The organism is Xanthomonas sp. NCPPB 3005 (assembly GCF_041228095.2).
Taxonomy (GTDB): domain Bacteria; phylum Pseudomonadota; class Gammaproteobacteria; order Xanthomonadales; family Xanthomonadaceae; genus Xanthomonas_A; species Xanthomonas_A bonasiae.
Genome location: NZ_CP166096.2, coordinates 3,976,275 through 3,998,595 on the forward strand (window position 1 = coordinate 3,976,275; position 22,321 = coordinate 3,998,595).

Sequence of the window (22,321 nt, forward strand, 5' to 3'; positions counted from 1 at the left end):
CGCCATGCACAGCCATTCCCCAGCCGCACCGACCTCCCGCGACTACCGCGTCGCCACGCCCGGGCGCCTGCCGCTGCTGGGCCTGTGGCTGCCGCTGCTGCTCGCCGCCGGCCTGGTCGCCGCCGTGGGCCTGTCCAGTCCGGAGCGCGGCCACCGCCTGCACTGGACCACCCTGGTGCTGCTGCCAGCCACCGGCACGGTGCTGAGCCTGTTCTACCTGCGCCGCGGCATCCGCCTGCAGGAACGGACGCTGCTGGTCCGCTCCAGCCTGTTCGCCACGCGCACCGACATCGCGCAGATCGATCTGGCGCAGGCACGCGTGGTGGACCTGGCCGAGCACGGCGAATTCGCGCCGACCCGCAAGACCATCGCCTACGCGTTGCCCGGCTTCAAATCCGGCTATTTCCGCATGCGCAACGGCCAGCGCGCGTTCTGCCTGGTCACCGATGCCAGCCGCGTGCTGGCGCTGCCGTTGCGCGACGGGCGCTGGCTGCTGCTGAGCCCCGAACAGCCGCGGCAGTTGCTGCAGGACCTGCAACGGCTGGCCGCGCACCGCGCTTAGCCCTACCCTGTGCGGATGCGCCCCGCTCCCGCCCTGCTGCTCAATACCGAATGCATCGAACTGCTGCCGGCCAGGTTGCTGCGCGCGCGCAGCAACGTCGATGCGCGCCTGCTCGCGCAGGCGACCTGGCTGTTGCGGCGCAAGTGCGACGGCCGCTACCTGGCGGCCGCCTCCGCGCGCGGCCTGCATGCGCTGCTGCCGCGGCTGATGCACGAACCCGGCATCGATGCGGCGCTGGATCGCCTCGATGCCCTGCCCCTGCGCCGGCAACCCGACGACGCCGGACCGCTGCCGCTGAGCGCCTTGCACGAACGCCTGGCCGGCCTCGGCCTGGACGCCGAGGACTACACGCGCAGCACCGGCCTGCCGCTGCACGCCGAACCGGCCACCCTGCATGCTGCCGGCCGCGACCGCTACCGGCGCCCGCTGTGGCTGAGCGCCGGCGCCGCGCGCGCCTGGCAGGCGCTGCAGCGCGCCGCCGCCCGCGACGGCGTGGTGCTGGAGGCGATCTCCGGCTACCGCAGCCACGCCTACCAACTGGGCATCTTCGCGCGCAAGTTCGCGCGCGGGCAGAGCCTGCAGCAGATCCTGCAGGTCAATGCCGCGCCCGGCTACAGCGAACACCACAGCGGCGACGCGCTGGACATCGGCACGCCCGGCGAGCCGCCAGCCGAGGAGAGCTTCGAGCACACCGCGGCCTTCGCCTGGCTGCGCGCGCATGCCGTCGACTTCGGCTACCGGATGAGCTATCCGCGCGACAATCCGCACGGCATCGTCTACGAACCCTGGCATTGGCGCTGGCACGCGGGAGCGCCGGCATGAAGGTCGGCATGGAGCAGCGCATGGAGCGCCTGTTGCGCGGAGGCCTGACGTGTTGCGCCCTGGGATTGCTGGCGCTGCCGTTCGGCGCCTCCGCGCAGTGGCACGATCGCCAGGGTAAGCCGGTCGCCGACAGCGCCGAGCGCGCGCACGACAAGGACTTCGCGGCGAGCGTCCACGTCGCCGACGAAGCCGCGTTCGCGCGTTTCGGAAAAGAGTGGACCGAGACCGACAGCCGCCACGGCCCGCAACTGCGCACGGCCACGCGCGTGCGCCGCGGCGAACCGCTGCGGGTGGTCGTGCTGTATTCGGGCTGCGCGCCCAGTCCCAACAACGACGGCGCCTGCGACGCGCGCATGCGCCTGCGCATGCTCGGGCCGGACGGCCAGGTCGCGCTGCAGGAACCTGCGCGACCGCTGACCATCGGCGGCAAACCGGCCGCGCCGGGCATGCTGGAACTGGCGCCGCTGTCGCTGCAGCTGCGCTTCGAACCGGAGGATCCGCTCGGCACCTATACGCTGCACGCCACGCTCAACGATCCCAGCCAGGATGCCTGGGTGCGCGTGCAGACGCAGGTGGAACTGGTCGCCGATTGACCTACAGCCCCCGCCAATACCATTGAGAACGCCTTGCTTATGGACGAGCACATCGACAAACAGCGCCGCGCGGCCACCGCCGCCCTGCTGGGCGCAGGCGCCGCATTGGCGATGCCCGGTTGCCGGCGCGAGACCGCCGCTGCGGCGCAGGTCACCGACATCGCCGGCATCGACCGCACCGCGGTCGCGCGCATCGCGCGGCCACGCACGGTGGCCGAAGTCGCCGCGCTGTTGCGCGGCAGCACCGGCGCGGTCTCGATCGGCGGCGCGCGCTACAGCATGGGCGGACAGATCGGCGCCGCCGGCTCGCTGCATCTGGACCTGCGCGAACTGGTCGGGCTGGTGCATCTGGATCCAGCCGCGCAGCGCATTCGCGTGCGCAGCGGGATGCGTTGGCGCGACGTGCAGGACCTGATCGACCCGCACGATCTGGCGGTCGCGGTGATGCAGAGCTACAGCAATTTCAGCGTCGGCGGCTCGGTCGCGGTCAACTGCCATGGCCGTTACCTGCATGCCGGGCCGATCGCGCATACGGTGCGAGCGCTGCAACTGGTGGATGCGCAGGGCGAAGTGCACGAGCTCGACCGCGAGCACGATGCCGAATTGTTCTCCGCGGCGATCGGCGGCTACGGCGGACTCGGCGTGGTCACCGAAGTGGAAGTGTCGCTGGCCGGCAACGACATGCTGGAGCGGCATGCGCAACGCGTCGCGCTGGCGGACTATCCGGCATTCTTCGCCGAACGCATCGCCGCCGACCCGCGCGCGGTGATGCACAACGCCGACCTGATGCCGCCGCGCTTCGATCGCCCGCTGGCGGTGACCTGGCTGCGCAGCGACGCCGTGCCCACCGACACGCGCCGGCTGGTGCCGCGCGGGCAGGACTACGCGCGCGAACAGAACCTGATCTGGGCGGCCTCCGAACTGCCGCTGGGCGAGTCCTTGCGCGAGCGCTACCAGACCGAACCGCTGCTGCACACGCCGGCGGTGATGCGCCGCAACTGCCAGGCCAGCCTGGACGCGCGCTCGCTGGAACCGCGCACGCGGCGCATGTCCACCTACCTGCTGCAGGAATACTTCCTGCCGCTGCCGGCGTTCGCCGCATTCGCGCGCGAGATGGGCGCGATCCTGCGCCGCCACGAGGTCAACGCGCTCAATGTCTCGATCCGCCACTCGCCGGCCGATACGGTGTCGTTGCTGCGCTGGGCGCCGCAGCCGGTGTTCTCCTTCGTGCTGTACTACAAGCAGCGCAGCGGCGCCGCTCCGGACCGGGCGGCGGCGGTGTGGACCCGGCAGTTGATCGACGCGGCGCTGGCGCACGGCGGGCGCTACTACCTGCCGTACCGGCTGCATGCCACGCCGCACCAGTTCGCCGCGGCCTATCCCGAAGCCGAGGCGTTCGCGCGCATCAAGCGCCGCATCGATCCGCAGCAGCGCTTCCGCAATCGGCTGTGGGACAAGTATTTGCCGGCATGAAGCCGGAGGCGATGGCGCGCGCGGCGCATCTGCGGCGGGCATGCGCTCAAGTTGCCGCGCACGCGACCGATATCGCAGCGACATGTCCAGGAGATCCACGCTGATGGAACAGAACCCGTACTCGGCGCCGGCAGCCGACTTGCAGGCAAGCCCCGCCGCGCCGCCGGGAAAGGCACCGGACGACGTGCTGCGCAGGATCAAGGTCGGCTGGATCGTCGCAGCGCTGCAAGCGGGGATCACGCTGCTCAGCGGACTGCTCGCGCTCAAGAACGGCAACACGGTTATCGGTACGACCAGCGCGATCGAGGCCCTCTTCATCGCGGCGCTGGCCTACGGCGTCCGGCGCAAGCATCGGGTGGCGGCGAGCGTGCTGCTGGCCTACTACGTCCTCGTCCGGATCGCCTTCCTGCTCGCCGGAAGTCTCAATGGTGCGGCCCTCGGGGTGATCGTGATCCTGGTCTACCTGAGCGCGGCGCGCGGCACCTTCCAGTACCACCGCTGGCTGCAGCAGGAACGGCGTTTCCCGTCCTCGCAACGCCCACGATTGAGCGACGATCCGCTGTGGCGGACGCCGCCGCGGCCGATTGCGGCGACGCCGGGTCAGGCCAGCCAGGATGCCCCCATTCCTCCGACTGCCTGACCGCCTCATGGCCGCCGGTGGGATGCGGCGGCGATTCCAGGCATGGACATCGCTCGACCCTTCCGACGCCTGCGAACGCGGCGCAGGACATGCAGCCGAACACCGCCACTGCCTGCGACCAAAGGTCGATGACCCGCTTCCCTGTAGGAGCGGCTTCAGCCGCGACCAGGACCTGCCTACCCGGTAACGCCCGGTCGCGGCTGAAGCCACTCCTACAGAAAACGTGGGCTGGCCTACTCCTGCGACCGCGGCGTGGGCCGCGTCGCGGCAGCGCTGAAGTCGGCGATCTTCCACAGGTAGAACGCCACGTAGCTGCGATACGGGCTCCAGCGCTCGCCGCGGGCCAGCAACTCCGTCGGCGTCGGCGGCCGTTCCAGTCGATCCACCCGCTGCGCGCCCTTGCGCACGCCCAGGTCGTCCACCGGCAGCAGGTCGGGACGGCCCAGGCGGAACAGCAGCATCATCTCCACCGTCCAGCGACCGATGCCGCGGACCGGCAGCAGCGCCTGCACGATCGCCTCGTCGTCCAGGAAGGCAAGCCTGCGTAACGAAGGAATCTCGCCGGCCGCCTCGCGCCGCGCCAGATCGCGCAGCGCCAGCGCCTTGTTGCCGGACACGCCGCAGGCGCGCAGGCCGGGATCGTCGATCCGCGCCAGCGTGTCGGCATGCAGCCGAGTGCTGCCGATGGCCGCTTCGACGCGGCCGACGATGGTCGCCGCGGCCTTGCCGCTGAGTTGCTGGAACAGGATCGCGCGCGCCAGCGCATCGACCGGATCGAATGGCTTGGCCCAGCCCGGTTGCGGCGCGATCGGGCCGATCCGGCGCATCCACGCGCCGAGCTTGCGGTCGCGCCGGCTCAGGTAGTCGTAGGCAGCCTGGGTGTCGAATCCGCGCGCGTAACGGGGCATCTCAACGCCTCAGCGCATCCAGCGCGTACAGCACCCAGCCCAGCATCAGCGTCGTCCCGCCGACCGGGGCCAGCCGGGTCGGCCACTGCGCCAGCGCGTTGCCGGCCAGGCTGCCGGAAAACAGCAGCGTGCCGAGCAGCAGCAGCACCAGTGCGGCGCGCGCGAGCAGGCGCTCGCTGCTGCGGCCCAACGCCGCCAGCGCCAGCCCGTGGCCGAACGCATACAGCGCGGCGGTCTGCAGATGCGATTGCGCCAGCGGCTCGGCGACGCCGTGCGAGGCATAGGCGGACAGGCCGATCGCGGCGGCCGCCAACAGGCCGCCGGCACAGGCCAGCCAGGAGCGTTTGCGCGAACGCCGATCGAGATTCAGCATGACGATGCTCCGTTGCGGCCGGTGTTCCGGCCCCAGAAACGAAACGCGCCGCAAGAAGCGGCGCGTTTCGGGTCACTCATCCATCCAGGCGACGGCTTACTTGATCGCCCAGTAGATGTCGTACGTGCCTTCCGGCGTGAACGACTTGTCCACGCCGCCCTTCCAGGCCTCGTACGGACGGTCGGTCACGTCGTAGCCGCTGGTCGCGGCCCAGGCGCGAACCGCATTGCGCGCCGCATCCAGGCCCGCCATGTGGCCGGTGTAGCTGGCGAACGCGGAACGGTGCGCCTCGGTACGCAGGTAGGTGACCGGCGCGCCCTGCGGGATGGTCAGCTTCAGCGGATCGCCGCTGGCGGCGACCGGGGTCGCATCGACCGGAGCCGCAGGAGCCGCCGCATCGTCCTTCTTCTCTTCCGGCTTGGCCGCCGCGTCCGGCTTCGGCGCGCCACCGGCACGCTTGCGCACCGGCTGGGTCACGTCGAAGGCGTACTTGTCGGAACCGAAATCGGTGGTGACGATGCGCACCGGACCGGCCGCTTCCAGGCCGTTGGCGTCCATCACCCGCTTGATCCACTCCTGGTTGTCCTTGATGGACTTCTTGATGGAGTCGTTGTCGCGGTCGATGTTGCCGGCGTTGACCACCAGCAGATCCTCGGCCGGGACGTCGACGACCTTCAGGTCGGTCAACGGGGTTTCCTCGGCGCGGTAGTCGACGTTCGGCACGGTGGCCAGCACGTTGCTCAGCCGCGACAGGCCCAGCTTGATGTCGTCGCCGACATGACGGCTCACGTACAGGCCGGCGTAGCGACCGAACAGGTCCCAGCCGTACTTGACCGTGTAGTCCTGGGTGATCTTGACGTTGCGACCGCTCTTGCCGGTCGGCTCGAGCTTGAACGACGTGGTCTTGTCGCTGCCCTTGCTCTCGTCTTCGATGCCGATGACGACCTGCTTGTTCTTCTCGGTCGAGGTGATGGTCCAGCTGCCCTTGCCGATGTAGCCCTCGTTGGAGGTGTAGTCGAGGCGGGCGCCGACGCCGGCTTCAGGACCGGAAAGCTTCAGTTGGATACGCGGATCGCGTAGCACCAGAGGATTCCAGTCCTTGAAACGACGCAGGCTGTTCACCGTGTCATAGACAATGGTCATGCGCCGATTGGTTTCGACGCTCTCGGACATGTGACGCTCCGAAGGCAGCACCAGGCCGACGATGACGAACAGGCCAGCCACGATCCCCAGTGCGATCAGGAATTCGATAATACGGGTCATTCAGGAGGTCTCCGGGGCCGATCCCACGGCCGGGTTAATGAAGCGAAGCGCCCATCCTAGCAGGCTTCGCGGCTCGTGGTCAGCAGATGGCGACGCGGAATTCGGCATAGTGGCGAAAACCCTGCGAACGCGCCGTGCAAAGCGCCGCCGCGGCGCCGGGCGGGCGACCAGACCATTGTCGCGCCGGCAACGGCGGACAGGCCGTTGCCGGCGCCGGGTCGCTGCGGGCAGGCCAGACATGGCGCGGCGTTTGCGCTTGGCCGCGGGCGACACCGCCGATCCGGGCGGCCAGACCATTGCATCCCGAGCGTTGTAACGCCGGGCTGTCGGCCCAGACCGCATCCGGACTCGGCGCGCCTGCCGCTGCGTTCGTCGCGACTGAAGTCGCTCCTACAGAGGGCTGGCGCGGCACCGGTGCGCGCGAACGCCCGACGCCCGGCGCGCCGCGCTGCGCCGGGCCGGGCATCCTGTCCCGTCAGACCAACTGCAGCTCGAACGCCTTCAGCACCGCCCGGGTGCGGTCGCGCACACCCAGCTTGGACAGGGTAAGCGGGCGCTGCTTGCGAGCCACTGGCTCGCGCGCCCGCGAACGCCCGGCGCGCTGCGCCGGGCCGGGCATCCTGTCCCGTCAGACCAACTGCAGTTCGAACGCCTTCAGTACCGCCCGGGTGCGGTCGCGTACGCCCAGCTTGGACAGGATGTTGGACACGTGGTTCTTGATCGTGCCCTCGGCCACGCCCAGCGAGTTGGCGATCTCCTTGTTGGAGAAGCCGCTGGCCATCAGCCGCAGGATCTCGGTCTCGCGGTCGGTCAGCGGGTCGGGCCGGTCCAGGCTGACGAAGTCGTTGCGCATGTGCTCCAGGCCCGACAGCAGGCGCTGGGTCACCGCCGGCTGCACCAGCGAACCGCCGGCGGCCACCGCGCGGATCGCGCCGACCAGTTGTTCCAGCGACACGTCCTTGAGCAGGTAGCCCTTGGCCCCGGCCTTGAGCCCGGCCAGCACCAGCTGGTCGTCGTCGAAGGTGGTCAGGATGATGGTCGGCGGCAGCGTGCCGTTGCGCGACAGCATCTGCAGCGCCTCCAGCCCGGACATCGCCGGCATGCGCATGTCCATCAGCACCACGTCCGGCTTCACCTGCGGGATCAGCTCCACCGCCTGGCGGCCGTCGTTGGCCTCGGCGATCACCTCGATCCCGCCGTCCAGCGCCAGCAGCGAGCGGATTCCCTGCCGCACCAGGGTTTGGTCGTCGACCAGGCAGACACGGATCATCACAACACTCCTTGTGAAACGGCGGGCGGCAGCAAGGCGGCCGCGCTCGGGACCGAGGCGCGCAGGCGGAAGCCCGTGCCCTGCGGCGCATCGATTTCCAGGCTGCCACCATACTGGCTCAGCCGCTCGCGCATGCCGCGCAGGCCATTGCCGGGCAGCAGGGCCTCGCAGCCGCGGCCATCGTCGTGGGCCCGGATCACCACCTGCGGGCCTTCGCGGCGCACCTGGATCCACAGGTTGTCGGCCTGCGCGTGGCGCACCGTGTTGGTGATGATTTCCTGGGTGCAGCGCAGCAAGACATGCGCACGCTCCGGATCCTCGACGGTCAACGGCTCGTCCACCTGCAGGTGGATCCGCAGCGACGGCACCCGCTCGACCAGCGGCCGCAGCGCCGCGGCCAGGTCGATCGCGCCGCTGTCGCGCAGATGGCTGACTGCCTCGCGCACGTCGGTCAGCAGCAGCTTGGCCAGGGTATGCGCCTGGTGCACATGTTCCTGCGCGCGGCCCTCGGTGATGTGGCCGGCCACTTCCAGGTTCAGGCTCAGCGCGGTCAGGTGGTGGCCGAGCAGGTCGTGCAGTTCGCGCGAGATGCGGGTGCGCTCGTTGACCCGGGCGCTTTCGGCCAGCAGCGCGCGGGTGGCGCGCAACTCGGCATTGAGCTGGCGCTGCTCCTCGCGGGCCTGGGCCTGCTGCCGCGCGACCAGGCTGGTGACGAAGATGAACATGGAGAAGCCGCCGTACAGCAACGACTGCATCAGCGCGTCGAACAGCGGAAAGCCGACCAGCAGGTAGTAGACCGGCAGCACCGCCAACTGGCTCAGCACCAGCCACAGCACGCCGATCCGCACCGGCAGCAGCCACGGGATCACCCCCGCCGCCACCATCATCAGGATGCTGCCCAGCCCGCTTCCGGTCAGATAGCTGACCGCCAGCGCGCAGACGGTCAGCAGCAGCAGGATCAGGCGATCGTACCAATGCGCGTGGCCGCCGCTGCCCAGCCCGCGGGTCAGCCAGTAGTAGCTGCCGCCGAAGGCGATGAAGAAGCCGGACATCATCGCCGCCTCCCAGCCGCCCCGCCGGTTCACGCCCTCCTCCGGGATCCAGTAGGTGTAGACCAGCGGCATGGCGATCATGGCCCAGGTGAACAGGCCGGCGAAGCGCAGGACGCGGGTATGGCTGAGGTTTCCCAACATGCACGCATCTTAGGATGAACGGCGCGCAATGCACTCCCACGGAAGTCATGCATGCGCGGCTCGCCGCCCCGGGCCACGCGTGCGATAATCCGGCTGGCGGTCCGCATCTGGCCGCGCGCGCATCAGCAACGGAGTCCCAATGTCGATCGTCATCCGCGACGTGCGCGAGCACGAGCTCGATTCGGTCCTGGCCCTGAACAACAACGCCGGACTGGCGATCCTGCCGCTGGATTCGGCCAAGCTGCACCGCTTCTACGAGACCGCAGAGTACTTCCGCGTCGCCGAGCGCGACGGCAACCTGGCCGGCTTCCTGGTCGGCTTCGGCGGCGACAGCGATCACGACAGCAGCAATTTCGCCTGGTTTCGCGAGCGCTATCCGGCCTTCTTCTATATCGACCGCATCGTGGTGGCCAGCCGCCGCCGCGGCGGTGGCGTCGGCCGCGCGTTCTATGCCGACGTGCAGAGCTACGCCGAGCTGCGCTACCCGCAGCTGGCGTGCGAGGTTTTCCTGGACCATGGCGCGGACGCGGCGCTGCTGTTCCACGGCAGCTTCGGTTTCCGCGAAGTGGGCCAGAACACGATGAACGAGGTGGAGGTGCGTGCCAGCATGCTGTTGAAGGATCTGTGCAGTTACGCCTGGGTTCGCGAGACCTACGGCGAGCAGTTGCCCGACCTGCCCTGGGTCGGCCATGCCCGTCGCCTGCAACGGGCCCAGCGCCCGACCGGGACCTGAGCGTGTCGTCGGTGAATCTGGATTTCGAGCAGGCAGGCGAACTGAAGATCGGCCAGGTCGGCATCGCCAACCTGCGCATCCGCACCCTGGACGTGGCGCGCCTGACCCAGGAAATGCGCGAGCGCGTGCAGCGCGCGCCCAAGCTGTTCGGCCGCGCCGCGGTCATCATCGATTTCGGCGGCCTGGCGCAGACGCCCGACACCGCCACCGCGCGCGCGCTGCTGGAAGGCCTGCGCGCCGCCGGCGTGCTGCCGGTGGCGCTGGCCTACGGCACCCGCGAGACCGAACAGCTGTCCGAGGCGCTGGGCCTGCCGCTGCTGGCCAAGTTCCGCGCCCAGTACGAGCGCATCGACGGCGGCGCCCTCGCCGCCGCGCCCGCCCCGGTCTCGCCGCCGCCCCCGCCGCCGCCCGCCCCTGCGGCGCGCCCGCAGCCGGGCCGCATGCAGAGGACCGCGGTGCGCTCGGGCCAGCAACTGTATGCGGAGAACTGCGACCTGACCGTGGTGGCCACGGTCGGCGCCGGCGCCGAAGTGATCTCCGACGGCAGCATCCATATCTACGGCAGCCTGCGCGGTCGCGCGCTGGCCGGCGCGCAAGGCAATACCGAGGCGCGGATCTTCTGCCGCGACTTCCACGCCGAACTGGTCGCCATCGCCGGCCACTACAAGGTGCTGGACGATATTCCCAAGGAACTGCGTGGCAAGGCCGTCCAGGTCTGGCTGGAGCAGGACCAGATCAAGATCGCCGCGCAAGATTGACGCGGCCCTACAACCGAACGTATCAGGAGACATTCCTTTGGCTGAAATTATCGTAGTCACCTCCGGCAAGGGCGGCGTCGGCAAGACCACCACCAGCGCGAGCCTGGCCTGCGGGCTGGCGCGACGCGGCAAGAAGGTCGCCGTGATCGACTTCGACGTGGGCCTGCGCAACCTCGACCTGATCATGGGCTGCGAGCGCCGGGTGGTGTACGACTTCGTCAACGTGGTGCACGGCGAGGCCACGCTCAAGCAGTCGCTGATCAAGGACAAGCGCTTCGACAACCTGTACGTGCTGGCTGCCTCGCAGACCCGCGACAAGGACGCGCTGACCCAGGACGGCGTGGAGAAGGTGCTCAAGGACCTGGTCGCCGAAGGCTTCGAATACATCGTCTGCGATTCGCCGGCCGGCATCGAGAAGGGCGCGTTCCTGGCGATGTACTTCGCCGACCGCGCCGTGGTCGTGGTCAACCCGGAAGTCTCTTCGGTGCGCGACTCCGACCGCATCATCGGCCTGCTCGACTCCAAGACCCGCAAGGCCGAGGAAGGCAAGACCGTGCCGGCGTTCCTGCTGCTGACCCGCTACAGCCCGGGCCGGGTGGAAGGCGGCGAGATGCTCAGCATTACCGACGTGGAGGAAGTGCTGGGGCTGAAGGCGATCGGCGTGATCCCCGAATCCGGCGACGTGCTCAACGCCTCCAACAAGGGCGAGCCGGTGATCCTGGACGGCGAGTCACCGGCCGGCCAGGCGTACGACGACGCCGTGGCCCGGATCATGGGCGAAGAGCGCCCGATGCGCTTCATCTCCGTGGAGAAGAAGGGCTTCTTCACCAAGTTGTTCGGAGGGTGAGCATGGGACTATTCGACTTCCTCAAGGCCAAGAAGAACACCGCCGAGACGGCCAAGAACCGCCTGCAGATCATCATCGCGCAGGAACGCAACCACCGCGGCGGCCCGGATTACCTGCCGCTGCTGCAGCGCGAACTGCTGGAAGTGATCAAGAAGTACGTCAACATCGACGCCGACGCGGTCAAGGTGGACCTGGTCAAGGACGGCGAACACGACGTGCTCGACATCTCGGTGGCATTGCCGGAAGGGCCGACGCCCTGAGGGGCGCAGCGCGCTGCGGTCGCAGACAGCGGCCGTGGCGCGCAGCCGGCGCCGCATTGTTCGGTGGTGCGTTCGACGTAACGTCCTGACGATGCACTGCGGCGCCGGCAATGCGCCACGGTTGGCTGCACAACCCCAGCGGCGCTCGCCGAACGCCTGAGCTCGAGCGGCACGGCAGTCGCGCTGTCGGCCGGCCCAACCGCCGCCAATCCGTTGCCGATGGCGTCTCGCGCCGCTCCTCCTTCCCGACCTCCCGATGCAGACCAACGACTCCCGCTCCGCACCCGCTGCCGAGGTCCTGACCGTCGGCGCCATCGGCCTGGACGCGCCGCGCGCGCTGCTGGCCCGGCATGGACTGATGCTGCACCGGGTCGCCGACGGCGCCAAGATTCCCGGCAGCTACTGGGGCGAACCGGAAGCCGGGGTGATCGCCAGCGACGTGTACGTGCGCGACGACACGCCGGTGCACTCGCTGCTGCACGAAGCCTGCCACCTGATCGTGCTGCCGCCGGAACGGCGTGCGCTGGTGCATACCGACGCCACCGATTCGGTCGAGGAAGAGGACGCCACCTGCTACCTGCAGATCGTGCTGGCCGACGCGCTGCCCGGCGTCGGCAGCGCGCGGCTGATGGCCGACATGGATGCCTGGGGCTACACCTACCGGCTGGGCTCCACGCGCGCCTGGTTCGAACAGGACGCCGAGGACGCGCGCGCCTGGCTGCTGCAGCGCGGACTGTTGCCGCAGCAGGGCTGAGGCCCGCGCAAGCCATGTCCTCGGCTCTCTGAGCTCTTGCAGGAGCGACTTCAGCCACGACGAACCGAGCACGGATCTCAACCGGCTACCCATGAGTCGGGACTGAAGTCCCTCCTACAATGCACCCAGCCAATCCTGCCGTAGTTCACTGTAGGAGCGGCTTCAGTCGCGACGAACGAAGCGCGGATGCCCACCGGCCGCGAATACAGTCGCGGCTGAAGCCGCTCCTACAGTGCACCCAGCAGACCAACCGCAAGGCCCCTGTAGGAGCGACTTCAGTCGCGACAAACGAAGTACGGATGCCAACCGGCTACACATGCAGTCGGGACTGAAGTCCCTCCCACAATGCACCCAGCCAATCTGCCGCAAGCCACTGTAGGAGCGGCTTCAGCCGCGACGAACGAAGCACCGATGCCAACCGGCTACGCATGCGGCCGGGACTGAAGTCCCTCCCAGAGTGCACCAGCCAATCTGCCGCAGGCCACTGTGGGAGCGACTTCAGTCGCGACGAACGAAGCGGGATAGCGCCCAGGCTTCGGATGCCGTCAGGGCACGGATGCCAACCCGGCTGCGGACGCAGTCGCGGCTGAAGCCGCTCCTACAGGTTGCGCTACAGGTTGCGCAGCCAGAGCCGCGAGCGGATGCCGCTTCGGGCAAGAGCGGCAACGCGCTACGCCGCGCCGCCGTCCTTCAATGCCGGACTCAGGTCCAATGTCGCCCGCGTGCCCTGCCCGGCATCCGAATCCAGTTGCAGCGACCAGCCCAGGTGTTCGCACAGCCGCGCGATCAGGTCCAGGCCGATGCCGCTGCCCTCGCGGCCGCCGCCGCGGGCCATGCGCATGTAGATCGCGCTGATCTCTTCCGGCGCCATGCCGTGGCCGGGGTCGTCGATGCGTACCACGCCCGGCGCCGGCATCGCGATCTGGATCACGCCCTGGTCGCTGTTCTCGATGGCGTTGCGCAGCAGGTTGCCGATCGCCGCCTGCACGATCGCCAGCGGCGCCAGCACCTCGCACGGCGGCAACGGCGCCAGCACCAGTTCCAGGCGCTTGTCGGCGCACAGGTGGCGATGGTCCTCGACGATGTCCGGCAGCAACTGGTCCAGCCGCACCAGGTCGCTGCCGCGCGCCAGCCGCGCCGGATCCTTGGCGAGTACCAGCAGCAACGAGATCAGCTGGCCGACGCCGCTGGCGGTGCGGCGGATGCGCAGCAGCTGGTTGCGCGCGCTGGGCGGGATGTCGGACTGCTCCAGCGCCAGTTCGGCGGCGCCGCCGATCACCGCCACCGGCGTGCGCAATTCATGGCTGGCGCTGTCGATGAAGGCGCGCTCGCGCTCGACGAACAGGTCGTTGCGCAGCAGGTAGTCGTTCAATGCATCGGCGATCACCACCTGTTCGGCGCTGGCGCGCGGATGCACTTCGATGCGCTGGCCCGGCCGGTCCGGGCGCAGGCTGCCGATGCGTTGCGCCATGTCGGTGAGCGGCTGCACCACGCGGCCCAGGCCCCAGGCCACCAGCGCGCCGAGCAGCAGCACCGCGATCACGTTGGACAGCAGCATCCACAGCGCCAGGTTCTCCTCGTGCTTCTGCAGCTCGGTGATGTCCAGCGACAGCGCCAGGCGGCGACCGCGCACGTCCTGCACCAGCACCACCTTGTCGCGGCCTTCCAGCGGCACGTCGTCGTGCAGGCCCGGCGCCAGCGCCGCCACCGCCGGCGGCAGCGGCTCGCCGCCTTCGTCGCCGTACAGGCTCACGGTGCGGGTGTCGATCCAGCGGTAGTCCGGATCGACCGCGCTGCGCGCCAGAAAATGTTCCAGTTCCGAGCTGAGCAGCGAACGCCAGGTCAGCTGCTCGGCCTGGTCGTTGACGATGTAGCCATGCACGAATACCGCCAGCGACAGCAGCGCCGCATAGCCGACCAGCCACAGCGTAATGCGCTGCCGCAGCCCGGTCCTACGCGGCATGCTCTTGCTCGTGCGGGTCCACCACCGCAAGCCGGTAGCCGATGCGCGGCAGGGTGTGGATCAGCTTGGTCGCGAACGGACCATCCACGCTGCGCCGCAGGTCGTAGATGTGCGAGCGCAGCATGTCGCCGTCCGGCGGCTCGTCGCCCCACAGCGCCTGCTCCAGGCGATCGCGGGTGACCGCGGCCGGGCTGGCCTGCATCAGCACTTCCAGCAGCTTGCGGCAGGCCGGATACAGGTGCAGGGTGCGGCCGCCGCGGGTCGCCTCCAGCGTGCCCAGGTCCAGCTGCAGGTCGCCCACGCGCAGCAGCTTGCTGCGGCCGCGGCCCTGCGCGCGCACCAGCAGCGCCTCCAGCCGCACTTCCAGCTCTGGCAGCGCGAACGGCTTGGTCAGGTAATCGTCGGCGCCGGCGCGGAAGCCGGCGATCTTGTCCGGCAGTTCGTCGCGCGCGGTAAGCATGATCACCGGCACCTCGGCGTGGTGCTGCTCGCGCATCGCGCGCAGCACCTGCGGGCCGTCCAGGCGCGGCAGCATCCAGTCCAGGATCACCGCGTCGTAGTGCTGGGTAGTGGCCAGGTGCAGGCCGGTGACGCCGTCCGGCGCCGCGTCCAGGGTGTGGCCGCGCACCTCGAAGTAGTCGAACAGGTTCGCGACCAGGTTCCGGTTGTCTTCTATCACCAACAGCCGCATGGCACTCGCTCGCATTCCGGGACGACGGGGGATGGCGCCATGCTAGCGGATGCGCGTCGGAACGCGGTCGGAACGCTGCGTCTTGACCGAATCTCGACGAAACCTGGACGGAACCCGAAAACCGCGACGGCAACCTGGGCTGAAGCGTCGCGCCTGCGGCGCTCCAATCCGACCGGTCTCCGACAAGGAGCGCAACATCATGACACTCGCCACCGTTCGCGCGCCCAGCCCGCCTGCACCCATGCACAGCCCGTCCCTGCCCCTGCCTGCCGTTTCCGTGCTGCCCGCGCCGTCGGCGTTCTATCGCCGGCATCTGTGGCTGCCGCTGGCCGCGGCGCTGCTGGCCAGCACCGTGCTGATGGGCCTGGGCGGCGACTTCTGGTTCGCCGACCTGCTGTACCGCTGGGAAGGCGGCCACTGGGCACTGAAGAACGCGGCGCTGACCAGCAGCCTGATCCATCACGACGGCAAGCTGCTCAGCACGTTGGCCTGGGTGGCGACCGCCGCCCTGGCGGTCTGGGCCTGGCGCCGCGCCGACGGCCAGCGCTACCGGCTGCCGCTGCTGTACCTGGCGCTGGCGGTGGCGTTGAGCACCGGCGTGGTGTCGCTGCTGAAGTCGCTGACCCACATGGACTGCCCCTGGGACCTGAGCCGCTACGGCGGCCACCTGCCCTACATCGGCCTGTTCGAGGCGCGGCCGGCCGGCATGCCGCATGCGGCCTGCTTCCCGGCCGGGCATTCCAGCGCCGGCTATGCCTGGGTGGCGCTGTACTTCGTCGCGCTGGCGCTGAAGCCGGCCTGGCGCTGGCCGGCACTGGCGGTCGGACTTGGCGCCGGGCTGCTGTTCGGGCTTGGCCAGCAGCTGCGCGGTGCGCACTTCCTGTCCCACGATCTGTGGACGCTGTCCCTGAGTTGGGCTGTGGCCCTGGGTCTGTACCGCGCCTTGCTGTGGCAGCCGCAGGTTTCGGCCCGATCCATGCATCTGCCCTTGCCTGTCGTGAAGGAAAGCCACGCATGAGCGTTTCGATGCCGCATTCCGGCACCCGCCAGTCCAAGACCGACTGGTGGCGCCACCGCCCCTTGGTGAGCAACGAAATCCTGGCGCTGGCCGCCAGCGCGTTCTTCGCCCTGGTCTGCAACGGCATGTTCTGGCGCAGCGCGATGAGCGGCCACCCCGGCGACCTGAAGCTGGGCCTGTCGCTGTTCCTGCTGCTGCTGTCGGTGCACGGGCTGCTGCTGGGCCTGCTGCTGTGGCGCGGGGTGTCCAAGCCGCTGCTGAGCGTGCTACTGCTCACGACGGCGTTCGCCACGCACTACATGAACAGCTACAGCGTCTACCTGGACGCGGACATGCTGCGCAACGTGCTGGCCACCGACCACAAGGAATCGCGCGAACTGATGACCCCGGCGCTGATCGCGCCGCTGCTGTTCTACGCCGCGCTGCCGATCCTGGCGCTGTGGCGGCTGCGCCTGGTCCGGCGTCCGCCAGGCAAGGCGCTGGCGATCCGCGCCGGCTTCCTGCTGGCGATGCTGGCGCTGGGCGGCGTCGGCGCGATGCTGTCGTTCCAGGACCTGTCGGCGATGATGCGCAACCACCGCGAGATCCGCTACCTGGCCACGCCGATCAACTACCTGGTCGCGTTGCGGCAGAACCTCAAGTCCGACAGCCCCACGCACAAGGCGCCGAAGCTGCCGCTGGAACACGATGCGATCGCCACCCCGCGCGCACCCGGCAGCAAGCCGCGCTTGCTGGTGGTGGTGCTGGGCGAGACCGCGCGCGCGCAGAACTGGGGCCTGAACGGCTACGTCCGCCAGACTACGCCGCAACTGGCGCAGCTGGACGTGATCAACTTCCCCGACATGCATTCGTGCGGCACCAGCACCGAGGTCTCGGTGCCGTGCATGTTCTCCCCGTTCGGCCGCCACGACTACAACGAAGGCAACATCCGCAAGCACCAGTCGCTGCTGCATGTGCTCGAGCACGCCGGCATCGCCACGCTGTGGCGCGACAACCAGTCCGGTTGCAAGGGCGTGTGCGACGGCCTGGCGATCCAGCGCCTGGACGATGCCAAGGACCCGCAGCTGTGCAAGGACGGGCGCTGCATGGACGAGATCCTGCTGCAGGACCTGGCCACCCAGGTGCGCGCCAAGCCCGGCGACCGGGTGGTCGTACTGCACCAGCTCGGCAGCCACGGCCCCAGCTATTTCGAACGCTATCCGGCCAGCTTCCGCCGCTTCACGCCCACCTGCGAGACCGCCGACCTGGGCAACTGCGAGCGCGACCTGATCGCCAATGCCTACGACAACTCGCTGCTGTACACCGACCAGCTGCTGGCGCGCACCGTGTCCACGCTGGAGGCGATGCCCGACTACGACACCGCGATGATCTATCTGTCCGACCACGGCGAATCGCTGGGCGAGAAGGGCCTGTACCTGCACGGCGTGCCGTATGCGATCGCCCCGCAGGAGCAGACCCACGTGCCGATGGTGATGTGGTTCTCGCCCGGCTTCGCCAGCGACCGCGGCCTGGACCTGGCCTGCGTGCGTGCGCGTTCGCGCCAGTACGCCGACCAGGACAACCTGTTCCCGTCGGTGCTGGGCCTGATGCAGGTCAAGACCGGCGTCTACGAACGTTCGCGCGACCTGTTCGCGCCCTGCGCGGGTGGCGGCAGCGCAATCACCGCCGGCGCCGGAAGCCGCTAAGCGACGGCGGCGGCGGCGCGCGCCTGCGCCGTCGGCGCGGGCGGCCCTTGCGGCGGGCGGGGCGGACCACTAGCCTCGTCGCATTCGTCACCGAAGGGATCCGCCGTGAACCACCGCCCCCTGCTGCTTGCGCTGTGCATCGGCGCGAGCATGCTTGCGCTGTCCGCGTGCCGCAAGGAAGCGACCACCGAAACCGACACCACGCCGGCGCCGGCCGCGCCCGGCGAGACCGCCGACCAGTTCGTCGCCCGCATCAACGAGGAATACCGCGCACTGCTGCCGGAACTGACCTCGGCGCAGTGGCTGTCGATCACCTACATCAACGGCGATTCGGAGCGGCTGGTGGCCAAGGCCAACGAACGCTGGCTGACCACGCTCAACGGCTGGATCGCGCAGGCCAAACGCTACGAGGGCAAGCCGCTGTCGGCCGACAGCGCGCGTGCGCTGCAACTGCTGAAGCTGATGACCGCGATGCCGGCGCCGCGCGACCCGGCCAAGCTGGCCGAACTGGCCCAGCTGGCCTCGAAGATGGAAGGCGCTTACGGCGCGGCGTCCTATTGCACCGGCGAGGGCGATGCGCGCCGTTGCCGGCAGCTGGGCGAACTGGAGGACGTGCTGCGCCGCAGCCGCGACTACGACCAGCAACTCGACGCTTGGCAGGGCTGGCACGGCACCGCGCAGCCGATGCGCCAGGACTACCAGCGCTTCGTCGAACTGGTCAACGAAGGCGCGCGCGAGATGGGCTACGCCGACACCGGCGCGATGTGGCGCAGCGGCTACGACATGCCGCCGGCGCAGATCGCCGCCGAGACCGACCGGCTGTGGAGCCAGGTCAAGCCGCTGTACGAACAATTGCACTGCTACACCCGCGGCAAGCTCGACGCCGAGTACGGCAAGGACAAGGGCGAGGTCGCCGGCGGCCTGCTGCCGGCGCACCTGCTCGGCAACATGTGGCAGCAGGACTGGAGCAACCTGTGGGACCTGCTGCAGCCCTACCCCGGCGCCGGCAGCCTGGACATCACCGACACGCTGGAGAAGCAGTACCAGAGCAACCTCGGCGCGGCGCTGGCGCGGCGCAATGGCGACACTTCGCCGGAGGCGCGGTTCATGGCCCAACGCGACGCGCAGCTGCAGAGCGCCAAGCAGATGACCGAGCGCGCGCAGGATTTCTACACCTCGCTGGCGATGCCCAAGCTGCCGGACAGCTACTGGGCGCGCAGCCAGTTCATCAAGCCGTTGGACCGCAACGTGGTCTGCCACGCCAGCGCCTGGGACATGGACATGGCCGGCGACGTGCGCACCAAGATGTGCATCCAGCCGAACGAGGAAGACTTCACCACCATCTACCACGAGCTCGGCCACATCTATTACGACCTCGCCTACAACCCGCTGCCGCCGCTGTTCCAGGGCGGCGCCAACGACGGTTTCCACGAGGCGATCGGCGACACCATCGTGCTGGCGATGACCCCGCAGTACCTGCATTCGATCGGCTTGGTCGAGGCGCCGCAGCTCAGCCGCGAGGCACTGATCAACGCGCAGATGCGCATGGCGCTGGCGAAGGTGTCGTTCCTGCCGTTCGGGCTGATGATCGACCGCTGGCGCTGGGGCGTGTTCGACGGCTCGATCGCGCCGGAACACTACAACCAGGCCTGGTGGGACCTGAAGGCCAAGTACCAGGGCGTGGCCCCGCCGTCGGCGCGCGGCGAGGACTTCTTCGACCCAGGCGCCAAGTACCACGTCCCCGGCAACACCCCGTACACCCGCTACTTCCTGTCGCACATCCTGCAGTTCCAGTTCTACAAGGGCCTGTGCGACGCCGCCGGCTACAAGGGCCCGCTGTACGAGTGCACCTTCTACGGCAACAAGGAGGCCGGGCAGAAATTCTGGTCGATGCTGCAGCGTGGCGGCAGCCAGCCATGGCAGGCCACGCTGAAGGAACTGACCGGCAACGACAAGCTCGACGCCGCCCCGCTGCTGGAATACTTCGCGCCGATGCAGGAGTGGCTCAAGCAGCAGAACCAGGGGCAGATGTGCGGGTGGGAGGCGCCGAAGGCAGTACAGGCGGCGGCAACGGCCCCTGCCGCCACGGCGCCGAAACCGCAGTGATCGCCGCGGTGCGGCGACCTGGCCGCCGACTCAATCGTCGGCCAGCCGCGCCCAGCGCTCATGGTCGCGCCAGATTCCGCCGATGCGCAGGTAGCGCGGCGAATAGCCTTCGTGGCGGAAACCGGCGCGTTTGACCAGCGCCAGCGAGCGCGCGTTGTCCGGCTGGATGTTGGCCTCCACCCGATGCAGGCCCAGTTCGGAAAACGCATAGGCCACGCACAGCCGCAGCGCATGCGTCATCAGCCCGCGGCCTTCGCAGCCGGCCATCGCGTGGTAGCCCAGGTAGGCGCTCTGGAAGCAGCCGCCGACGATCTGGCTGAAGGTGAACAGGCCGGCGACTTCGCCGCTGTCGCGCGCGCGCGCCAGCAGCGCGACGTTAGTGCCGTCCAGGGTCTGCGCGTACCAGGCGTTGAAGCCGGGCACGTCGGTGAACGGATACGTCCACGGATGATGCAGGGCGGTGCTGGCACGGTGCGCCTGGATCAGCGCCAGGCCATCGCGGCGCCGCACCCGCGCCAGCGACACGGCGGCGTCCGCGGCCTGGCTCGCGCTCTGGCCCATGCCTTCAGCCCGGCAACGCCGCGCCGGCACCGCGCTGCATGACCTGCGCGTGGCGATCCTTGAACTCGTCGAAGCTCAGCCCCTGCGCCAGCGCATCGGCGTGCGCGGCGTCCTTCAGCGCATCCGAATACACCAGCCGCACCGGCGTGCCGGCGCGCTCGTGCAGCTCCGCGGCCTGCATGATCAGCGACAGCACCTGCGCCGCGCTCTCGCTCTGCCCGGCGATGCGCCCGTCCATGCCCAGCACCCACTCGCCGTCGCGGCGCACGATGCCAGCCAGCAAGGTGCGTTGCTGGTCGCGCAGCTCGGCGTGCGGTTCGATCGCGGTGGCCGCAACGGCGGCGGCCTCGCTGCGGTGGCGCAGGCGTTCGGCAAGCTTCTTGCGCACGTCGCGGCGCTGCTTGGACTGGATGGACATGCGGTTTCCTCAACGATGACCCGGCGACGATAGCCCAACCGCGGCGCCGGCGTCACACCGGATCGGCCGGCTCCAGCTGCGGCACCTGGCTGCCGGGCCGCGGCAGGCGCTTGCCGCTGCGCCGCTCCCAGCGCCAGAAGCCCCAGCCGATCAGGAAGAACGCGCCCGAGCCCAGCGCCAGGTGCATCGGCCGGCCGCTTAGCAGCGGCGACAGCACCCCGGCCACCACGGTATTGAGCATCAGCTGGGTGAAGGCCTGCAGCGACGAGGCCAGCCCGCGCTGGCGCGGGTACATGTCCAGCACCGCCAGCGCCAGGATCGGGAAGATCAGCGCCATGCCCAGGCCGGCCACGAAGATCGGCAGCACCGCCCACGGCAGCGCGATCTGCGGCGCGATCGCGGTATAGGCGATGTTGCCGACCATCGACACGCCGCAGCAGATGAAGCCGATGCGCACCTGCCGCATCGGCCCGATGCGCCCGGCCATGCGCCCGGACAGGAACGAGCCCAGGGTCATGCCGCCGATGGTGGGAATGAACAGCCAGGCGAAATCGCGCTCGGTACGGTGCAGCAGGTCGATCATGAATACCGGCGCCGAGGCGATGTACAGGAACACGCCGGCGAAGTTGAACGCGCCGGCGGCGGCCAGGCGCTGGAAGCGCGCGTTGAACGCGATGGCGATGTAGTCGCGCAGCAGCGTGCGCGGCGCCAGCGGTGTGCGCGCCTCCAACGGATGCGTCTCCGGCATCCAGCGCAGCGTGGCGACCAGCAACAGCAGCGAGAACCCGACCAGGAACCAGAAGATCAGCGGCCAGCCGGCACCGGTGGCCAGGATCCAGCCGCCGATGATCGGCGCGATCGCCGGGGCGATGCCGAAGATCATCGACACCTGGCTCATCAGCCGCTGCGCGTCGTGGCCCTGGTACAGGTCGCGGATCACCGCACGGCCGACGATCATGCCCACCCCGGCGGAAACGCCCTGCAGCGCCCGGAACGCCAGCAGCGTGCTCAGGTCGCGCGACAGCGCGCAGCCGGCCGAGGCCAGGATAAACACCACAAGCCCGCCGACGATCACCCGCTTGCGGCCCCAGGCGTCGGACAGCGGTCCGTGCGCCAGGCCCATCAGCGCGTAGGCCAGCAGGTACACGCTGACCGTCTGCTGGATCGCCACCGGATCGGCGCGCAGGCGCTGCGCCAGCTGCGGGAACGCCGGGAAGATGGTGTCGATCGAGAACGGGCCGAACATCGCCAGCCCGGCCAGCAGCAATGCCAGGCGGCGGGTCGAGATCGTCGGGAGCGTCATGCGCAGGATCCTGGAAAGCCGGCCGCACGCAGCCCGGGCGGGCGAACACGCGACGACACCGTCCAAGGGACGGAACGATGGGAAAAGGAATGCCGCCATGATAAACCCTGGCCGATGGCGCGTTAAG

Annotated in this window: 23 protein-coding genes; 13 read left to right on the forward strand and 10 right to left on the reverse strand. The window is 69.4% G+C overall.

All coding sequences use genetic code 11. The annotated features are described in order from the left end of the window. The first annotated feature begins 4 nt into the window (after window positions 1-4). The 5 genes from AB8810_RS17135 to AB8810_RS17155 all read left to right on the forward strand — a co-directional run bounded on the left by AB8810_RS17135 (window position 5) and on the right by AB8810_RS17155 (window position 4,090). On the forward strand, window positions 5-562 hold the full coding sequence (locus tag AB8810_RS17135) for a PH domain-containing protein (protein ID WP_179570774.1): 558 nt from the start codon (window positions 5-7) through the stop codon (window positions 560-562). Window positions 563-577: 15 nt separating this feature from the next. Then, window positions 578-1,384, forward strand: a complete 807-nt coding sequence (locus AB8810_RS17140; RefSeq protein WP_369914339.1) for a D-alanyl-D-alanine carboxypeptidase family protein — start codon at window positions 578-580, stop codon at window positions 1,382-1,384. Next, window positions 1,381-1,977 (forward strand): hypothetical protein, encoded by a 597-nt coding sequence (locus tag AB8810_RS17145; protein ID WP_369914340.1) that lies wholly within the window; start codon window positions 1,381-1,383, stop codon window positions 1,975-1,977. The genes AB8810_RS17140 and AB8810_RS17145 overlap by 4 nt, the downstream gene beginning before the upstream one ends. Window positions 1,978-2,016: 39 nt before the next feature. Further along, a complete protein-coding gene (locus tag AB8810_RS17150; RefSeq protein WP_369914341.1) occupies window positions 2,017-3,450 on the forward strand; it encodes an FAD-binding oxidoreductase in 1,434 nt (477 codons plus the stop codon). 103 nt (window positions 3,451-3,553) lie between these two features. Next, window positions 3,554-4,090 carry a hypothetical protein gene (locus AB8810_RS17155; protein ID WP_369914342.1) on the forward strand — a complete coding sequence of 179 codons (537 nt, stop codon included), beginning with the start codon at window positions 3,554-3,556 and terminating at the stop codon, window positions 4,088-4,090. 233 nt (window positions 4,091-4,323) lie between these two features. On the opposite strand, the gene AB8810_RS17160 is transcribed toward AB8810_RS17155, so the two are convergent. From AB8810_RS17160 to AB8810_RS17180, 5 genes are all read right to left on the reverse strand, one after another. Next, a complete protein-coding gene (locus AB8810_RS17160) occupies window positions 4,324-4,998 on the reverse strand; it encodes a DNA-3-methyladenine glycosylase (RefSeq protein ID WP_369914343.1) in 675 nt (224 codons plus the stop codon). A gap of 1 nt (window position 4,999) precedes the next feature. After that, complete coding sequence (locus AB8810_RS17165) at window positions 5,000-5,371, reverse strand: DUF423 domain-containing protein (protein WP_369914344.1); 372 nt, start codon at window positions 5,369-5,371, stop codon at window positions 5,000-5,002. A 96-nt stretch (window positions 5,372-5,467) separates the two neighbouring features. Further along, window positions 5,468-6,634: a polyketide cyclase gene (locus tag AB8810_RS17170; protein WP_179570767.1), complete on the reverse strand. Its 1,167-nt coding sequence runs from the start codon at window positions 6,632-6,634 to the stop codon at window positions 5,468-5,470. A 628-nt stretch (window positions 6,635-7,262) separates the two neighbouring features. Further along, a complete protein-coding gene (locus tag AB8810_RS17175) occupies window positions 7,263-7,904 on the reverse strand; it encodes a response regulator transcription factor (RefSeq protein ID WP_003465620.1) in 642 nt (213 codons plus the stop codon). Further along, on the reverse strand, window positions 7,904-9,097 hold the full coding sequence (locus AB8810_RS17180) for a sensor histidine kinase (RefSeq protein ID WP_191824941.1): 1,194 nt from the start codon (window positions 9,095-9,097) through the stop codon (window positions 7,904-7,906). The genes AB8810_RS17175 and AB8810_RS17180 overlap by 1 nt, the downstream gene beginning before the upstream one ends. A 139-nt stretch (window positions 9,098-9,236) precedes the next feature. On the opposite strand from AB8810_RS17180, the gene AB8810_RS17185 reads away from it, so the two are divergent. The 5 genes from AB8810_RS17185 to AB8810_RS17205 all read left to right on the forward strand — a co-directional run bounded on the left by AB8810_RS17185 (window position 9,237) and on the right by AB8810_RS17205 (window position 12,449). Continuing rightward, window positions 9,237-9,830: a GNAT family N-acetyltransferase gene (locus AB8810_RS17185; protein ID WP_179570765.1), complete on the forward strand. Its 594-nt coding sequence runs from the start codon at window positions 9,237-9,239 to the stop codon at window positions 9,828-9,830. Window positions 9,831-9,832: 2 nt separating this feature from the next. After that, the gene (gene minC, locus AB8810_RS17190; RefSeq protein ID WP_369914345.1) at window positions 9,833-10,588 is read left to right on the forward strand and encodes a septum site-determining protein MinC; all 756 of its coding nucleotides are present in this window, start codon (window positions 9,833-9,835) and stop codon (window positions 10,586-10,588) included. Window positions 10,589-10,625: 37 nt separating this feature from the next. Beyond that, window positions 10,626-11,435: a septum site-determining protein MinD gene (gene minD, locus AB8810_RS17195; protein ID WP_179570763.1), complete on the forward strand. Its 810-nt coding sequence runs from the start codon at window positions 10,626-10,628 to the stop codon at window positions 11,433-11,435. Window positions 11,436-11,437: 2 nt separating this feature from the next. After that, entirely contained in the window at window positions 11,438-11,695 is a 258-nt protein-coding gene (gene minE / locus AB8810_RS17200; RefSeq protein ID WP_009608870.1) for a cell division topological specificity factor MinE, read from the forward strand. A 256-nt stretch (window positions 11,696-11,951) separates the two neighbouring features. Then, window positions 11,952-12,449, forward strand: coding sequence for a hypothetical protein (locus AB8810_RS17205; protein ID WP_206258558.1), 498 nt, complete (start codon window positions 11,952-11,954; stop codon window positions 12,447-12,449). 670 nt (window positions 12,450-13,119) lie between these two features. Here the strand turns inward: AB8810_RS17205 and AB8810_RS17210 are convergent. Next, window positions 13,120-14,412 carry a HAMP domain-containing sensor histidine kinase gene (locus AB8810_RS17210; protein WP_179570761.1) on the reverse strand — a complete coding sequence of 431 codons (1,293 nt, stop codon included), beginning with the start codon at window positions 14,410-14,412 and terminating at the stop codon, window positions 13,120-13,122. Beyond that, a complete protein-coding gene (locus AB8810_RS17215) occupies window positions 14,402-15,103 on the reverse strand; it encodes a response regulator transcription factor (RefSeq protein WP_206231166.1) in 702 nt (233 codons plus the stop codon). The genes AB8810_RS17210 and AB8810_RS17215 overlap by 11 nt, the downstream gene beginning before the upstream one ends. A 241-nt stretch (window positions 15,104-15,344) precedes the next feature. Between AB8810_RS17215 and AB8810_RS17220 the strand changes: the two genes are divergently transcribed. From AB8810_RS17220 to AB8810_RS17230, 3 genes are all read left to right on the forward strand, one after another. Continuing rightward, window positions 15,345-16,121 carry a phosphatase PAP2 family protein gene (locus tag AB8810_RS17220; protein WP_369914346.1) on the forward strand — a complete coding sequence of 259 codons (777 nt, stop codon included), beginning with the start codon at window positions 15,345-15,347 and terminating at the stop codon, window positions 16,119-16,121. Beyond that, window positions 16,118-17,806: a phosphoethanolamine transferase gene (locus tag AB8810_RS17225; RefSeq protein WP_369914348.1), complete on the forward strand. Its 1,689-nt coding sequence runs from the start codon at window positions 16,118-16,120 to the stop codon at window positions 17,804-17,806. The genes AB8810_RS17220 and AB8810_RS17225 overlap by 4 nt, the downstream gene beginning before the upstream one ends. A 105-nt stretch (window positions 17,807-17,911) precedes the next feature. Beyond that, window positions 17,912-19,912 carry a M2 family metallopeptidase gene (locus tag AB8810_RS17230; RefSeq protein ID WP_369914349.1) on the forward strand — a complete coding sequence of 667 codons (2,001 nt, stop codon included), beginning with the start codon at window positions 17,912-17,914 and terminating at the stop codon, window positions 19,910-19,912. Window positions 19,913-19,942: 30 nt separating this feature from the next. Here AB8810_RS17230 and AB8810_RS17235 read toward each other — a convergent pair whose 3' ends face one another. The 3 genes from AB8810_RS17235 to AB8810_RS17245 are packed head-to-tail and all read right to left on the reverse strand — an operon-like array spanning window position 19,943 to window position 22,194. Then, complete coding sequence (locus AB8810_RS17235; RefSeq protein ID WP_369914350.1) at window positions 19,943-20,473, reverse strand: GNAT family N-acetyltransferase; 531 nt, start codon at window positions 20,471-20,473, stop codon at window positions 19,943-19,945. A 4-nt stretch (window positions 20,474-20,477) separates the two neighbouring features. Next, window positions 20,478-20,891, reverse strand: coding sequence for a hypothetical protein (locus tag AB8810_RS17240; protein ID WP_179570754.1), 414 nt, complete (start codon window positions 20,889-20,891; stop codon window positions 20,478-20,480). A gap of 52 nt (window positions 20,892-20,943) precedes the next feature. Continuing rightward, window positions 20,944-22,194, reverse strand: a complete 1,251-nt coding sequence (locus tag AB8810_RS17245) for a multidrug effflux MFS transporter (protein ID WP_369914351.1) — start codon at window positions 22,192-22,194, stop codon at window positions 20,944-20,946. Window positions 22,195-22,321 lie beyond the last annotated feature (127 nt).

Coding starts and splice junctions, on each gene's coding strand:
- AB8810_RS17245 (WP_369914351.1), bottom strand. CDS start 22,194: ATGACGCTCCCGACGATCTCGACCCGCCGCCTGGCATTGCTGCTGGCC.
- AB8810_RS17220 (WP_369914346.1), top strand. CDS start 15,345: ATGCACAGCCCGTCCCTGCCCCTGCCTGCCGTTTCCGTGCTGCCCGCG.
- AB8810_RS17185 (WP_179570765.1), top strand. CDS start 9,237: ATGTCGATCGTCATCCGCGACGTGCGCGAGCACGAGCTCGATTCGGTC.
- AB8810_RS17205 (WP_206258558.1), top strand. CDS start 11,952: ATGCAGACCAACGACTCCCGCTCCGCACCCGCTGCCGAGGTCCTGACC.
- AB8810_RS17180 (WP_191824941.1), bottom strand. CDS start 9,097: ATGTTGGGAAACCTCAGCCATACCCGCGTCCTGCGCTTCGCCGGCCTG.
- AB8810_RS17160 (WP_369914343.1), bottom strand. CDS start 4,998: ATGCCCCGTTACGCGCGCGGATTCGACACCCAGGCTGCCTACGACTAC.
- AB8810_RS17170 (WP_179570767.1), bottom strand. CDS start 6,634: ATGACCCGTATTATCGAATTCCTGATCGCACTGGGGATCGTGGCTGGC.
- AB8810_RS17215 (WP_206231166.1), bottom strand. CDS start 15,103: ATGCGGCTGTTGGTGATAGAAGACAACCGGAACCTGGTCGCGAACCTG.
- AB8810_RS17140 (WP_369914339.1), top strand. CDS start 578: ATGCGCCCCGCTCCCGCCCTGCTGCTCAATACCGAATGCATCGAACTG.
- AB8810_RS17155 (WP_369914342.1), top strand. CDS start 3,554: ATGGAACAGAACCCGTACTCGGCGCCGGCAGCCGACTTGCAGGCAAGC.
- AB8810_RS17225 (WP_369914348.1), top strand. CDS start 16,118: ATGAGCGTTTCGATGCCGCATTCCGGCACCCGCCAGTCCAAGACCGAC.
- AB8810_RS17235 (WP_369914350.1), bottom strand. CDS start 20,473: ATGGGCCAGAGCGCGAGCCAGGCCGCGGACGCCGCCGTGTCGCTGGCG.
- AB8810_RS17165 (WP_369914344.1), bottom strand. CDS start 5,371: ATGCTGAATCTCGATCGGCGTTCGCGCAAACGCTCCTGGCTGGCCTGT.
- AB8810_RS17145 (WP_369914340.1), top strand. CDS start 1,381: ATGAAGGTCGGCATGGAGCAGCGCATGGAGCGCCTGTTGCGCGGAGGC.
- AB8810_RS17150 (WP_369914341.1), top strand. CDS start 2,017: ATGGACGAGCACATCGACAAACAGCGCCGCGCGGCCACCGCCGCCCTG.
- minE (WP_009608870.1), top strand. CDS start 11,438: ATGGGACTATTCGACTTCCTCAAGGCCAAGAAGAACACCGCCGAGACG.
- AB8810_RS17240 (WP_179570754.1), bottom strand. CDS start 20,891: ATGTCCATCCAGTCCAAGCAGCGCCGCGACGTGCGCAAGAAGCTTGCC.
- AB8810_RS17135 (WP_179570774.1), top strand. CDS start 5: ATGCACAGCCATTCCCCAGCCGCACCGACCTCCCGCGACTACCGCGTC.
- AB8810_RS17210 (WP_179570761.1), bottom strand. CDS start 14,412: ATGCCGCGTAGGACCGGGCTGCGGCAGCGCATTACGCTGTGGCTGGTC.
- AB8810_RS17175 (WP_003465620.1), bottom strand. CDS start 7,904: ATGATCCGTGTCTGCCTGGTCGACGACCAAACCCTGGTGCGGCAGGGA.